This window comes from Leptospira hartskeerlii (assembly GCF_002811475.1).
Classification (GTDB): domain Bacteria; phylum Spirochaetota; class Leptospiria; order Leptospirales; family Leptospiraceae; genus Leptospira_B; species Leptospira_B hartskeerlii.
Genome location: NZ_NPDL01000004.1, coordinates 26,157 through 39,898, shown reverse-complemented (window position 1 = coordinate 39,898; position 13,742 = coordinate 26,157). Strand labels below are relative to the sequence as shown.

Sequence of the window (13,742 nt, the reverse complement as noted above, 5' to 3'; positions counted from 1 at the left end):
GGGGAATGTCTTTGCCCAAAATCGCGAAAAAGAAAACGCAAACCTCCTTTAAACAAAAAGAGAAAAACTCTAAGTTAAATTTGAGAAAATCACCTTCTCAAAAAAGAGCTATAGAGAGGGTTCAGTATATCTTGGATATAGTAGCTGATCTTTTGGACGAGGTTGGAACAGAAGGACTCACTACAAATTTGATCGCTCAAAGAGCCGAGATACCGATCGGTTCCTTATATCAATATTTTCCAAACAAACATGCTATCTTAAAAGCTGTTGGGCAACGACATTTGGAAAGAGTGAATTCAATGATCTTGAATTTTCTGGAGACTCATCCTGGCAAAACAGATTGGGAAAATCTGGTAGATAAACTCATAGATGCATTTGCACAACTTTATAAATCCGAGCCTGGGTTTATACCTATGTGGTCGAATAAAAACTTAGATCCTGAGCTTGTGAGTATAGATAGAGAAAATAACAGGGCCATCGCAAATTTTATCGCGGAGTTATTTTTTGGGGTCATTCCTTGGATGAAGAAAAAAGAGGAAATGATGGTCATGTCCAGGATCATGGTAGAAGTATCAGATTCCGTTCTAAGTCGTTGGCTCAGAGAGAGACAAGATAGTGCGCTTGCGGATGGGATCTTACAAGAACTGAAAACAATGCTTAAAGCTTATATGAATTATTATATTCAAAGAGGATCTAAATGAAGGCCTTTGTATTCGAATTTCCTCTAACTGCTTTTTTCGTGGCGTTAATCAGTATTTCTCAAATCTTTCTTACGATATTTGTTCCGGAAGAAATTATAAATACATTCTTCATTAGTCGTCCTGGAGAATTCTATCCTTGGAAATGGATCGGAATGGTCTTCTTACATGCGGACTTCACTCACTTGTTTTGGAATATGATCTTTCTATTTTTTTTAGGAAGGATCGTAGAATATAAAGTGGGCCAAGCAAAATGGCTGCTCTTCTTTTTTATGGGAGCACTTGTCTCCGGAGGGTTGGATTCTTTTGTAAGAGGAATGATCTTAGGAGAAAGTCAGCCTGCTATCGGAGCTTCCGGCGCAGTGTCCGGTTTATCCGCGGTTGCCGCATTACTTTCTCCTTTTTCCATTCGAGTCAGAAAGAGAAGTTACCCTTTTCCTGTTTTCGCAGTGGCCTGGCTTATGGTATATTCCGATATTACCAATTTATTTTCCAGAGATCAGGTGGCACATTGGGCTCACTTAGGCGGATTTATTTCTGTGGTATTCACTGCATATTTTTTGAATAATAAGATCAAACGAGAGCTACATACAGGATTTGCATTAAATTTAGTATTCGTGGTCTTGCTCTTGATATTGGGATTTTTTGTCGGGGCAAGATAATTGATAGAAGTTCGTTTTACTGCTTACGAATACAACTCTAACGATTCTTTCTCTAATTCAGTCTATGAAATGAAAGGCTCGGAAGAATCTGGCTGGCAAATATTACGAAATTCTTCTCCTTATTTAGAGCTGGGAAAAGGTTATAGACTTCTCAAAACGGAGCTTTGCGGGATCTGTTCTACTGATTTAGATCGGAGGTTTTTACCTTTTGCACTTCCGCAGATAATAGGGCATGAAGTGGTTGCATCCGATTATCTCACCGGCAAAAAATACGTGTTAGAAATTAATGATACAGTAGTTTCTAAGGGAGAAGAAGCGGATCCTTTTTGTAAGGTTGGAATTCCAACACATAGCCCGACTAGGATGGTCTTGGGAATTGATCGTTTGCCTGGAGGATTCGGACCGTATATTCTCGCACCCAAAGGAAACTTGGTGGAGACTAAACAACTAGAAGATATGGAAGCTGTTCTATTAGAACCATTTGCTGCTTCTTTACATGGTGTAGAAGTTTCTCTTGGCCGTGCCGGAGCAAATCTTAAAAGGATCGCAGTTCTCGGCCCTAGACGTTTGGGCTCTCTCGTGATCGCAGCCTTGGATCTATACAGAAAGAGAAACAATCTGAACTACGAAATTGTTTCTTTCATCCGGCATCAAAATTTAGCGGATCTATCCTTAAGAATGGGTGCAGACCAGGTTTTATATTTTTCGGATCTTGGAGAAGAGAAAGTTGGTGAAGGCCTTTTGTTTCAAAAGAATGTAGGAACTCCAACAGCCGCGTCTTGGTTAGATTACAAACATTCTTTCGATTTAGTATTCGATACTACAGGTTCTGTTTCAGGATTAGGAACTAGCATTTATCTTACCCAAAAAGAAATTCATAGAAAGACTACAAATGGTCAGGCATCTCTTGGAATTGCACATTTAACCGAGTTAGTAGTAGATGAGATTTCTGTTACAAACCTCAGATCTGATTTTCTAGATCTGGTTTGGGGAATTGAAGTGACTTCTCCTGCTTGGGTTTTCGTTTCTTCTTCTGTTTCCTTAAACAAAGAAGAAAGGGAATTATTAGAAGATCTAGAAAAGAAAGATAAAATCCGGATCTTTACAGGTTCAATCGAAGAAGGAACTAGATTTTTAGGATCTAAAGAATTCGGAGGAACTCTTCCTAGATTCGATTTTGCAATTGTGGATTCTTCTTCCGAACTGGACTTAGTGATTCGCCCAGATGTTAAGGAAGAAAAATCATTGGTTCGACCAAGAGGTTTTATTCTGATCCCTAAGTCAGCCGAACAAGAATCCAATTTGTTTTTAGATTGGATTGTAGGCGGTGGCATTTTGAGCACGAGTAGATGTGGGGACTTTGCTCATACTCGTGAACTTCTACTATCCGAACCTGGATTTTTAAAATCAGTTTCTGAAAACTTGATCAGTAAAGAATTTGATTCCAGATCTATCCCGGAAGCGTATACAGACGCAAGAAAACCGGAGAATATAAAAGTGGTTGTCAGGCATAAAGCTTCCTGAGCGAGTATTTACTGACTCGTTCTATGGGTCGCTGCGGAAGGAACAAAAACTTTGAGCAAACACGGTTTTTTTCAAATTACACAAAAGGTTTTTTTGAGAAAAGGAAAAGAACTTCTCATTCTTAGAGACCGCAAATCCGGATTCGGGGACCTTCCTGGCGGAAGGATGAACGAAGACGAATTTTACGGAGACTGGCTGGAAAGTCTATCCAGAGAGTTAAAGGAAGAAATGGGAGAAGCTTGCGAGATCAAGATCCATCCTAGACCAATCCTAATCCATAAACATAGAGTTAGTGATGGAAATCATCCATGTGTCATTGTAGCTTATCATGGGGAATTTGTATCAGGAGAGATCGCACTTTCCGACGAGCATGATTATATTGCTTGGGTGGATGCAGCCACTTACGATCCTAAACCTTTATTTTTCGAATACATGTTAGATGCTCTGCAATTGTACCAAAAAGAGTACGTTCCTCTTATTCCGGACGGTAAATTGGACGCTAAAGGTTGGTTGGTATGAGCCCATTCGTACGAAATGCAATCGTATCTTTGTTCCTGGTTCCCATCTTTGCATGTATTGGATGGCTCCTTTCTGGAGTTCCTTTAAGCGAAGAAGAATTCCAAAAAAGGATCTCTAAAAAAGAAATCAAATCCGTTTCATTAGGTTGGGATAGAAGGTCCGGAAATTTACTTATCGTTCAGTTGGAATTCAAACCTGAATATTTTACTAGAGAAGATAGATTCAGAGCCTGGTTAGAAGAACCTCTTGCTCTTGCAAAAGAAAAAGGCTGGCTCCAAAATGCAACGGTCGTTGCATTTCCTCCTGAGATAGGAAATTACTTTTTCTTAATGAATTCCAGAAAGGAACTTTTGGATTCGGAGAATATTGACTCTGCCTGGAACTGGGCTCTATTCTTTCAAAGGATCTCCATTAAAAACTTCTCCCATATATTTGATGGAGAAGCTGTGTCTTTCGAGATCGCTCAAGATTCTAAAGAAAGATACGAAAGGATTTTCGGAGATCTTGCAAAGATATACGGAGTTTCTATTTTAGCAGGATCGATTTGTTTACCCTCTCCTGAAGTGAAAGAAGGAAAACTTTCTATCAAACCAGGTGAATGGCAAGAAAGAGCGTATATATTAGATCCTTCCGGAAAATTTGTAGAAGGTTCTTTGCTCAGGACTTCTTCTCAAAAATCAGAAGGCACACAGGTTGCAGGTTCCGAAAAAGAAATCCTTCCGGAAGTATGGGTGGCAAATTTACCTTCAGGCAGATTGGGGATCTTATTCACAGAAGATCTAAAATCTTCTCAAATGGAAGAAATCGTTAAGAAAACTTATGCAAGTAAATTGATCGGATTAGGTTCTCAAGAAGACGAAGGTAAGTTCAGAGAATGGATCAAAAATTCTTCTTTTGAATCCAGCGGACAAGTTCAGTTTTCCGGTAACGTTTGGAGCCAAGAATTTCCGGCGAAAAGTTTTGCAAAGACACGTTATGGTTCACCAGAACCTATTGAAAGTCAAAAGGGAAGCCTGATCATTAATATCTTTTTCTAAAGAATTATTTGTCTCTGGCTTCTTCGTACAATTTAAGGATTCTCCAATCTTCTTCCGGAAAATCCAAATTGGTAAGATATAATCCACCTTTTTCATTCTCGCATAGAACCTTGTTTTGATCCACAAGCCAGATCCTTTCACAAAGCAATGGTAGAACCTGGCTTTTGCGAGAAGGCCCCCAAAGATGTACTTTGCCTGAATAATTAGAAACGAATTCGTTTTTGCCCGGTAGTTTCCAAGGATTGATCTCTTTTCTGCTGATCGTAAATAGTTTACTGCTGGAAGGTTTACCTTTTCCGAATTGTAACCTTCTTAAATGAAGTCTACCTATGGAGCCGCCTAAATAATATGCGGAATCTCCGGTACCATAATAGATCAATGGACTAATCACTTCTTGGTCTATTCTTTCTACTGATTTTTTTTCAGGTTGGAAATAGTATAAATAGTAAGAGCCTGCGTTTCCGGAGAAGAGTAAAAAATCTTTTCCAATCGGATATAAAAAGAATCTGGCTTTGAGTCCTGCAAAAGGTGGAGTGATCTTTTCTTTTGAGACGATCAGTTTAGGAGTTCTAGGCTCTACTGTTTTTTCTTCATAGAGCTGGTTGTCTACGAAGTAGTAAATTTTAGAACCATCGTCTGAGATCCCACCTCTATTTCTACAAGAGATCTGTGCGCCTGATTCATATAGAAGATCATTATTTTTTAATGAAATAGCAAATAAGCGACAACCGTTTGTCATCGGATATTCAGCCAAAGCAAAGTTTGCATTTAAGGAAACAGCAAGAGAAGCTGGGACCTCGTCCAGACTTTTGGAACCATTGGATCCATCGCTTGCATCTCTCCAAATTAGTTTGCTATCTTCTAAATAGATTAATCTTTTTCTGTCATAAGAAAGTTCGACTATTCTAGGAGTTTCCGGTTTTTCAGAAGCAAGAACTTCGTCGTCGGATTTGGGTTTTACAAGATAATCCTTTAACATACCGGAAGCTTTTTCGTAATTCTGCTCTTCCAATAATTCTTGGATCTCTTCTATTAAACTTTCCTGTTTACTTTTACAATTCCAGGAAAGAAAAAATAGTAATAAGAAAGATAAGATTCTGATCATTCGATAGAACTTAGATTTTGAGTTCAGGCAGTTTCCTCAGCCCAAGGCTCGTCCGATTGGACGCTGATAATATCTTTGGAAAATAATTTCTGGGCTCTGGAAGCTACGTTACGAGTTTCCAAAAAGGAATATCCTCCGGAAAGTAAGGATCCGAAAATCGGGAGCCAAAATCCATTTTTAGGTTTTGAGAACTTCTTTCCTTTGACCAAACTTTTTGCGATCTGATAGGTCGCTTCTTGCAGAAGGTTCCAAGCCATGGGTCGGATCAAAACCCGAGCGCCGGCATCTTTTAGAACATTCCTGAAGAATGAGGTCTTGTCATTGAATAAACAATAAGCCATAAGTTCCGAAGTCACCTGTTGCTCTTTTCCATATAAAGCGGCGATGTCTTTTACCAATTTACCTTGGAGCCTTAAGACTAAAATAATTTCGGGAGCCAATGTAACAAGTCCCAAACGTCCTTGGGGAAGGGCAAGAGCTGCACTTGCCGCTCCGGTTTGGAGAGAAGACTTTTGGGCCAGTTCTTGGATGAGCTCATCTGGCGATCCTATGGTCTTAGCATAGGGGCTACGGTAGGAATGCAGACCGGATAAAAGATTCAGTATCTGATCGGAAACTGCGGAGAGAATCGAATTGTAGTTTTCCATGTAGAGGAGTAAGGTACCAAGGCAATGGGATACGGTTTCTATGTTAGACAGACTAGAAAAAATACAACAAAAATACCTCAAAATATCGGACGAACTCACAACCGCGTCCAATCCGGATGATTTAAAACGACTTTATAAGGAACGTTCCCGACTCACGCCCTTATTCGATAAAATTACCGAATATCAAAAATTAATTCAGAACAAAAAAGACGCCGAAGAACTTTTAAAAACCGAAAAAGACGGGGATATGCGCTCCATGTACGAAGAAGAGCGCAAAGAAGCGGAAGAAAGGATAGAAAGTTTGGAGAAGGAGTTGGAAATCCTACTTCTTCCTCCAGATCCTAATTCCGGCAAAAATATACTACTCGAGATAAGAGCAGGGACCGGCGGGGAAGAAGCAGGACTATTCGTTTCCGATCTGTTTAGAATGTACACCAAGTATGCGGACAAGCAGGGCATCCGTCATGAGATCATAGATTCTTCTCCCACCGGGATAGGCGGATTAAAAGAGATTATCTTCGCGATGGAAAACGATAAAGCTTACGATCTTTTTAAATTCGAAGCGGGAACTCATAGAGTGCAAAGAATTCCTGCAACCGAATCCGGAGGAAGGATCCATACAAGTGCCGTGACTGTTGCAGTTTTACCGGAAGCAGAAGAATCAGAGATCAATATAAATGAAAACGATCTGAGAGTAGATGTGTATCGTTCTTCCGGATCCGGTGGTCAGCACGTTAACACCACAGACTCTGCAGTTCGTATCACTCACATTCCAACCGGGATCGCAGTTGCTTGCCAAGATGAAAAGTCCCAACATAAGAACAAAGCAAAAGCCATGAGGATCTTAAGTGCTAGGATCTTAGAAAAGCAGGCGGAAGAAAAGAAAGCTGCAGCTGACGCTCTTAAAAAACAGATGGTGGGCTCCGGCGATAGGTCCGAGAGAATACGAACTTATAATTTTCCACAAGGAAGATGTACGGATCATAGGATCGGATTTACTAGTCATAATCTTTCTGCTATAATGGAAGGAGATCTGGATGACCTGATCAACGCCTTAACGGAAGAAGACAGAGTCAAACGCCTCGCAAATTCACAGGCAAATTAGAACCGTTTTAGACTTCCGTTCGTCCAACCGAATAAAGTTGATGTTTCTGCCTAAAATTTTGCGATGGTAATCAAAGTATGATACTAGAGATAGAAGAACCGCATCGTAGGATTTGCGGGGAAAGAATACCATTCGAAAATATACATGCGGTTTCCATGAGCCTTCCGGAAGTCGCCGACGTAATCGGATATGAAGAGAAAAGAACGGAAACTCTTTCCAGACTAAAAGCAGGGTATCCCCGCTTTGTAGCTCATGCTTATATAGAAAAAATTTTAGATTATAATAGAGAAACCAAGGGAGTAAATGGTCCTCAGTTTATCGTAAACTCCCGCAAAGCTGCCGATCATATCGTTTCCTTTTTCCAGATAGAAGGCGCAAGAATTATAGAAGACGAAGGGATCATCACCCTAACCATTCCATCTCATAAAGAGAATGAATCCAAAATATTGTCCTTCATCCAACATACAGGATGTTTATTATCTTCTCGTAAAGCAGAAGATTACCTATTCAAAAAAGGACTTATAGATTCCATATACAAAGAAGAATCCAGAAAAGAAAAACCTTATGAAACGGTAGAAGGAGCATTATCCGCTCTATATCCGGGCAAAAATCTACAAGTGTATCTGGCTACTTCTGGAATGAATGCAGTCTATGCTGCTTTCAGAGCATTAGATCGAATCCGCGCAGAAGAAGGAAAAGATATCTGGCTCAGACTAGGATGGCTTTACGTAGATAATATTAGAATATTAGAAAAATATTCTAGAGGTTCTCATATATTCCACGACGTAGTCGATCTGAAAGAACTGGAAGAATTCCTTTCTAAAGAAGGTCATAGGGTTGCTGCAATTCTAACAGAATCTCCTACAAATCCTCTTATCCAAGTTCCTGATTATCCTGAACTCAAAAAACTTTTGGAAAAATATGGAATTCCTTTGGTGGCAGATATTTCAGTGGCTGGTTCTGCGGTGGTGGACCTTTCTTCTTACGCGGATGTGATCGTAGAAAGTCTGACCAAGTTTGCATCCGGAAATGCAGATGTGATGATGGGTGCCTTATTTTTGAATCCATCTTCTACATACTTTGAGAAGTTGAAAAAAGACTGTCTAGAATTTATAGAAACTCCTTATATCAGAGATTGTGAGCGTATGTCCTTCGAATTAGAAGGTTATACTGAAAGAGTCAAAGAGATCGGAAGGAATGCAGCTATACTAGCAAACTTTTTCTCAAATCATCCTAAGATCAAAGCAGTTTATTGGAGCGGCTCCGAAGAAAATCATGGAAACTTTTCCAAGATTGCGAGAGATAAGGATCTACATTGTGGAGTGATCACGATCGAGCCTGGAGTTCCTTTGGAACCATTTTATAATTCTTTAAGATTATTAAAGGGCCCGAGTTTCGGAACTGAATTCACCTTGAACATGTTATATATGTATCTGGCTCACTATGAGTTAGTATCCACAGAAGCTGGAAAAGGATTTTTGAAAGAAGTAGGATTGGATCCAAGCCTGATCCGAATTTCTATCGGCCGAGAAAATCCGGATCTTCTAATTGCTGAATACAAAAAAGCTCTGGGAGATTAACCCACCAGAGCAAAAAATTTGAACGGTTCTAAAGAAGGCGAGCCTTAAGCTGCAGAACGAACGCTTTGCAGCTTGCCGGCAGTTTCAGTTTCAGATTGTAAAACACTTTTATAGAATAGTCGGAATAATCCAAATTTAGAAATTCCTAAAGTATAAATTACCAAAGCAGAAGCGATCGTTCCAAATATCCAACCCAGTTGATGAATGATCACACTGGAGATAATTGCAAATCCCAACGCACCCACAAAAACAGTCGCTAAGAATGCAATTGTAGAAACAAAACCGGAAGGGGATTTTCTGACGGAAAATTCTCCGGAGCCACCTAATTCCCAACCTTCTTTTTCGATCTTTAGAAGTGAAACGATCAGAACTGGAATTAAGATCACACCCATTGCATACAACGTGATCGCAACATCAGAGGTTAACCAGTTAATTGCAGTTCCCCAGGTCCATGTATGGAATTGCTCCACAGATTCGGAGAAAAATCTTTTATAACCGGTCCCATCCCATCCATGAACTAGGATGAAAAACATTCCGAAATAACCCGCAGGAACTTGTAGGTACGCTAAGAAATTTTTTCCTGCTTCGATCAATTTCCACACAACCCAGAAGCCCAAGATCCCTTGAGAAATATTCGTTAAACCGAATAAGGCTACAAGCCAACCAGGCATAGTTTTATCTCCGGCGTGCATCGTCTCCCAGCTTGTAAACTGCCATACAAGATACAGACCGGATGGAGCGAATAATAAACCTAAATAAAGAAGGTTAGAAATGAAGTAGGTATTCTTCCAAAATGCGACCTTCTTCTCTTCTTTTTTGACGGAAGGAAGAGAACCAGGTGTTGTCTCTCCTGCCTGCAATTTTTTGATTTGGCGAGCTGCGGCCATTGCGTAACCGGCTCCCAGGCCGTAGGCCCAAAAAACATCCACTTGAACCATTGGATTTTAACTCCTCACCTTAATTGAGTATAAGAATGACATGTCATTCAGTTTTTGTCAATAGGGGAATCTAAAAATTTCAGAGAAAAACGTGTTTTACTTTAAGATCAAAATGACATAAATGTCATTTCGATTGGGTTGGGAATTTTCATTAAACAGGGAAATTATGAAAAGAACAACAATAAGCTTAATGTTACTTCTCATCATTCTACTTGATTGTAGATTTTTAGGGATCGGTTCTGATTCCTTAGAAGATTTGAAATCGAAGTATGCAAACTCAGAGTCTAAGTTTGCTCCGATTGGGGATATTAATATCCATTACAGAGACGAGGGCCAAGGACCTGTAATTATACTTTTGCATGGGGTATGTTCTTCTTTGCACACTTGGGATGCTTGGGCAGAACTATTAAAATCTCGTTATAGAGTTATTCGTATCGATCTTCCCGGTCACGGTTTAACGGGTCCTCCCGAGGATCTAGAGAAGTTAAATCTGGAAGAAGGTGTAGAAGTACTAAATAGATTCCTGGAATATCTAAAAGTAGATTCTTTTTATCTGGTCGGAAATTCTATGGGCGGTTATATCTCTTGGAATTATGTATTAAAGTATCCAAATAAAGTTCAAAAGTTGGTATTGATAGATGCGGCTGGGGTATGCACAACCTATGCCTCCTATGATCGCCTTAGGAAGTAATCCGATCGTAAGTCCATTTGCACGTTATATGCTTCCAAGCTTTATGGTGGAAAAAAGTGTAGATGAGGTTTATGGAGATCCTTCTAAGGTCACGCCTGAGATCAAAACAAGATACGTGGATCTTTCTAGAAGAGAAGGAAACAGACAGGCTTATAATTATTTTTTCAGGACAGCCAGGGAAAAGTTTACTGATCCTAAAGTTTCAGAAGGGATCAAGTTGGTAAAAACTCCTACATTGGTCATGTGGGGAAAAGAAGATCATTGGTTGAAATTGGAATACGCTCAGAATTGGAGTAAGGATCTTCAGAATTCTAAGTTCATCACTTACGAAGGAGCGGGTCATATTCCGATGGAAGAAATTCCGGATATCACTGCAAAAGATCTGGTGCAGTTTCTTACTTTATAAAGTGTAATTAACGTTTGCCCATTCCTTCTAACATAAGGGTGGGCATTTCTTCCAGCCAACGTTTTGCAAATTTGGAATCCACTTTTGAAGAAAGGTTGATGCGAATTCCTTCGAACATCATTGCATTTACTGCTTGGGATGCGATACGTGTATCCAATTCCTTTCTTAAAAATCCTTTTTTCACACCATTCTTCAGATACAACTCTGTGAGCCTGGCGCTTTTATCTATTCCTAACTGCACTTTTCTTTTTACAGTTTCATCCAATGCCATTGCTTCAAAAAAAACGATCTTCGCTTGTCTTGGGTCTTTGCTGAAAAGTTGAAATAGTTCCCAGCCTATATTTTTGATCTGGTTTCTGTATTCTTCTATCGTGTTTGATTTTTCGGGACTTTCTTTGCGGACTACTTCTAACAGTTCTAGAAGGATGCGGTCCACTAGCGCATGTAGAATATCTAATTTATTTTTAAAATAACGATAACAGGTCCCGTGACCTATATTTAATTTTCCAGCTATGTCGGCGATCCCTGCCTCGTGGTATCCTTTCTCGGAGAATACATCCAATGCGGCTTCTAGGATTTGTTCCCTTCTTGCTTCTGCCCTGTTTGCGATCGGACTAGGAGGCTTAGTTCTCATGTTCTACTTACTCCGATTTGGAGAACTGGTTCGCAAGGAATTTTCCTAATTTGGAAGTTCAAAACGGATTTGGAAACTGGCCCCTTGATCTTTGACGCTGGAGAAATCCAATTTTCCTTTCAACTGTTTGGTCAGTACTTGGACCAAGGTTAAGCCGAAAGAGTGAGTTGCTATCGGATTCAACTCATTAGGCAAGCCGATCCCATTGTCTGAAACTTCTAAAATCACTACCTTCTCCTTTTTTTGCATTCTGACTTGGATCTTTGGTCTTTCGTCGGAAGGAGAATAATTATGGGGGAATGCGTATTTGAAAGAATTTGTGAGTAGTTCGTTCAATGCAAGTCCGAGTGGAATTGCAATACTGATCTCTAAATGAATAGGACTTGATATCACATCCACTCTTGTCTCCGCTCCGATTTTATAAGCGGACCTGATTTTCTCCGCAAGTCTTTTGGAGTAACCTGAAAATTCTACATTTCCCAAATCGTTCGATTGATACAGCTCGTCATGGATCAAAGCCATGGTTTGGATCCTGTTTTGGCTTTCCGTAAATGCCTCATGGATCTTAGGATCGCTTTCGTATTCGGACTGAAGATTGAATAAACTGGAGATCACCTGTAGATTGTTTTTTACTCTGTGATGGATCTCTTTTAGCATTACTTCCTTTTCTTTTAAGGAAGATTTTAATTGCCTCTCCGCTTGTTTTTTATCGGTGATCTCCGTAACAGTGACGATTGCAGAAGAAAATGTTTCTTCGAATTCCGGTGCTAATGACCAGCGAATGGATGCTTCAAATTGTTTTCCGTTGCAGGTGGATAATGTAACTTCAGTATGAAGTATTCTTGCGCCAAAATAAATTCGGGTCAGAAGTTTTTTGAAATAATGGCCGTTTCCTTTTCTGAAAAAATTTCTGGCGAGCAATAAGACTTCTTCCTTTGAACTTGCTTCGAATAATCGAACGGATTCTTTGTTTGCATCTATTACACTTACTGTTTCATAACATTCGGAAACGAATTTAGGATTAGTCCTCAGGAATTTAGCGAATTCCTTTCTGGACATCTTAGGTAATTCTTCCAACATTCTTCTTACTTCCGAGTAATCACATTCTAAAATTGCGATCGGAACATTCTCGAATAAACCCTTATAGATCGCTTCACTTGCTCCTAAAAAACGATAAGAACGGTCCAGTTCTTGAGTTCTTTCTGCTACCAGATTTTCCAATCTTTTATGCGAGTGATAGATCTCGTCTTCCGCATCCATTCTTTCTTTCACTACGGATAAAGCGAGAAGAGAAGCTATCGAGATCGCAGAAAGGAAACTTTGTAAAAGAAGGAGGGAAACTTCTTTGGAAGCCGGGAAATTATATGCATGTCCTTGTGCAGCCCCTAAGATTGAAATAATAGAAACGATGATGAGTACTAACGAAGACTCTCTTCCTCCGAATCTGAGTGATACAAGTGAAATGACTGCGATCAGTAAATAAGAAAGCGGAAAATATGCGGGTACTTCGTTGATGCTAAAGAAGTAAAAGATCCCTCCTCCTAATAAAATTAAGAAGGAGACGAGTCCGACACTTTCTTTCCAGGAATGAACTTGGAATCTTGCAACTCCCGGCCCTAACCAACTTAAGAAAAATGGAAAGTATACGAATACTCCTAAAGAATCTCCCATCCACCAAATGATCCAAGTAGGAAAAAGCGCGCGCAAATCCAAGATCCCTAAGAATAGAAGTCCGAAACAAGCGATCGTTGCTGCGATGATACAAACTAATGTCTCTATCCAAAGAAATCTGAGAACGAAGGAAGTGTTTTTGGTAAGATCTAATTTAGGGACAAACTTTTTGTATAAATAAGCTCCTGTGAAGGATTGCAAAGTACTTCCGCAAGCGATGAGCATTGCAGCCCCAAAATAAATGCTTAGATCTTGTCCTGGAAGATCTTCATGTCGGATTTGGCAGTTATATAAAAAGGAACCCGCGAATATTCCGAAATAGGAAACTCTTCCGAATAATAAAGGAGTGACCAGACCCCAACCGGATGCAGGCCAAATAGGAGAGGCATAATCCGAAAAAGACCCGAAGGATTCTCCGAATTTTCCCAAAAGAAAATAAACGGAAGTTACCAGAAGAAATTTGGCGGCGGTTTGCAGAAATTTTAAGGATTGAGATAACATTAATCTTAGAATCTTATTCATTTC

At 39.8% G+C, this 13,742-nt stretch carries 14 protein-coding genes; 9 read left to right on the top strand and 5 right to left on the bottom strand.

Annotation, left to right across the window (positions count from 1 at the left end; translation table 11 throughout):
• Positions 1-11 precede the first annotated feature (11 nt).
• The 5 genes from CH352_RS07920 to CH352_RS07900 are packed head-to-tail and all read left to right on the top strand — an operon-like array spanning position 12 to position 4,440.
• Positions 12-701: a TetR/AcrR family transcriptional regulator gene (locus tag CH352_RS07920; protein ID WP_100705261.1), complete on the top strand. Its 690-nt coding sequence runs from the start codon at positions 12-14 to the stop codon at positions 699-701.
• Complete coding sequence (locus CH352_RS07915) at positions 698-1,360, top strand: rhomboid family intramembrane serine protease (RefSeq protein ID WP_100704779.1); 663 nt, start codon at positions 698-700, stop codon at positions 1,358-1,360. Before CH352_RS07920 ends, CH352_RS07915 begins: the two co-directional genes overlap by 4 nt.
• The gene (locus CH352_RS07910) at positions 1,361-2,884 is read left to right on the top strand and encodes an MDR/zinc-dependent alcohol dehydrogenase-like family protein (RefSeq protein WP_100704778.1); all 1,524 of its coding nucleotides are present in this window, start codon (positions 1,361-1,363) and stop codon (positions 2,882-2,884) included.
• A 51-nt stretch (positions 2,885-2,935) separates the two neighbouring features.
• A complete protein-coding gene (locus CH352_RS07905; protein WP_100704777.1) occupies positions 2,936-3,403 on the top strand; it encodes an NUDIX hydrolase in 468 nt (155 codons plus the stop codon).
• Positions 3,400-4,440, top strand: coding sequence for a hypothetical protein (locus CH352_RS07900; RefSeq protein WP_100704776.1), 1,041 nt, complete (start codon positions 3,400-3,402; stop codon positions 4,438-4,440). Before CH352_RS07905 ends, CH352_RS07900 begins: the two co-directional genes overlap by 4 nt.
• Positions 4,441-4,444: 4 nt before the next feature.
• Here the strand turns inward: CH352_RS07900 and CH352_RS07895 are convergent, their stop codons facing one another.
• Positions 4,445-5,545: a hypothetical protein gene (locus tag CH352_RS07895; protein ID WP_100704775.1), complete on the bottom strand. Its 1,101-nt coding sequence runs from the start codon at positions 5,543-5,545 to the stop codon at positions 4,445-4,447.
• Between the two features lie 23 nt (positions 5,546-5,568).
• Positions 5,569-6,192, bottom strand: a complete 624-nt coding sequence (locus tag CH352_RS07890; protein ID WP_100704774.1) for a hypothetical protein — start codon at positions 6,190-6,192, stop codon at positions 5,569-5,571.
• A gap of 40 nt (positions 6,193-6,232) precedes the next feature.
• On the opposite strand from CH352_RS07890, the gene prfA reads away from it, so the two are divergent.
• Positions 6,233-7,297: a peptide chain release factor 1 gene (prfA, locus tag CH352_RS07885; protein WP_100704773.1), complete on the top strand. Its 1,065-nt coding sequence runs from the start codon at positions 6,233-6,235 to the stop codon at positions 7,295-7,297.
• A 77-nt stretch (positions 7,298-7,374) separates the two neighbouring features.
• Positions 7,375-8,877: a PLP-dependent transferase gene (locus CH352_RS07880; protein ID WP_100704772.1), complete on the top strand. Its 1,503-nt coding sequence runs from the start codon at positions 7,375-7,377 to the stop codon at positions 8,875-8,877.
• 44 nt (positions 8,878-8,921) lie between these two features.
• Here CH352_RS07880 and CH352_RS07875 read toward each other — a convergent pair whose 3' ends face one another.
• The gene (locus CH352_RS07875) at positions 8,922-9,815 is read right to left on the bottom strand and encodes a hypothetical protein (protein WP_100704771.1); all 894 of its coding nucleotides are present in this window, start codon (positions 9,813-9,815) and stop codon (positions 8,922-8,924) included.
• Positions 9,816-9,981: 166 nt separating this feature from the next.
• Here CH352_RS07875 and CH352_RS19145 point away from each other — a divergent pair, with 166 nt between their 5' ends.
• Positions 9,982-10,506 (top strand): alpha/beta fold hydrolase, encoded by a 525-nt coding sequence (locus CH352_RS19145; protein WP_243396175.1) that lies wholly within the window; start codon positions 9,982-9,984, stop codon positions 10,504-10,506.
• Positions 10,478-10,912, top strand: coding sequence for an alpha/beta fold hydrolase (locus tag CH352_RS19140; RefSeq protein ID WP_243396174.1), 435 nt, complete (start codon positions 10,478-10,480; stop codon positions 10,910-10,912). The genes CH352_RS19145 and CH352_RS19140 overlap by 29 nt, the downstream gene beginning before the upstream one ends.
• Positions 10,913-10,919: 7 nt before the next feature.
• Here the strand turns inward: CH352_RS19140 and CH352_RS07865 are convergent, their stop codons facing one another.
• On the bottom strand, positions 10,920-11,546 hold the full coding sequence (locus CH352_RS07865) for a TetR/AcrR family transcriptional regulator (RefSeq protein WP_100704770.1): 627 nt from the start codon (positions 11,544-11,546) through the stop codon (positions 10,920-10,922).
• Positions 11,547-11,591: 45 nt separating this feature from the next.
• On the bottom strand, positions 11,592-13,739 hold the full coding sequence (locus CH352_RS07860) for a histidine kinase dimerization/phosphoacceptor domain -containing protein (RefSeq protein WP_100704769.1): 2,148 nt from the start codon (positions 13,737-13,739) through the stop codon (positions 11,592-11,594).
• Positions 13,740-13,742: the final 3 nt, after the last annotated feature.

Bases quoted from the DNA above. Each gene is read 5' to 3' on its own strand.
- prfA (WP_100704773.1), top strand. From the start codon at position 6,233: ATGTTAGACAGACTAGAAAAAATACAACAAAAATACCTCAAAATATCG.
- CH352_RS07890 (WP_100704774.1), bottom strand. From the start codon at position 6,192: ATGGAAAACTACAATTCGATTCTCTCCGCAGTTTCCGATCAGATACTG.
- CH352_RS07915 (WP_100704779.1), top strand. From the start codon at position 698: ATGAAGGCCTTTGTATTCGAATTTCCTCTAACTGCTTTTTTCGTGGCG.
- CH352_RS19140 (WP_243396174.1), top strand. From the start codon at position 10,478: ATGCCTCCTATGATCGCCTTAGGAAGTAATCCGATCGTAAGTCCATTT.
- CH352_RS07860 (WP_100704769.1), bottom strand. From the start codon at position 13,739: ATGAATAAGATTCTAAGATTAATGTTATCTCAATCCTTAAAATTTCTG.
- CH352_RS07895 (WP_100704775.1), bottom strand. From the start codon at position 5,545: ATGATCAGAATCTTATCTTTCTTATTACTATTTTTTCTTTCCTGGAAT.
- CH352_RS07875 (WP_100704771.1), bottom strand. From the start codon at position 9,815: ATGGTTCAAGTGGATGTTTTTTGGGCCTACGGCCTGGGAGCCGGTTAC.
- CH352_RS07865 (WP_100704770.1), bottom strand. From the start codon at position 11,546: ATGAGAACTAAGCCTCCTAGTCCGATCGCAAACAGGGCAGAAGCAAGA.
- CH352_RS19145 (WP_243396175.1), top strand. From the start codon at position 9,982: ATGAAAAGAACAACAATAAGCTTAATGTTACTTCTCATCATTCTACTT.
- CH352_RS07880 (WP_100704772.1), top strand. From the start codon at position 7,375: ATGATACTAGAGATAGAAGAACCGCATCGTAGGATTTGCGGGGAAAGA.
- CH352_RS07900 (WP_100704776.1), top strand. From the start codon at position 3,400: ATGAGCCCATTCGTACGAAATGCAATCGTATCTTTGTTCCTGGTTCCC.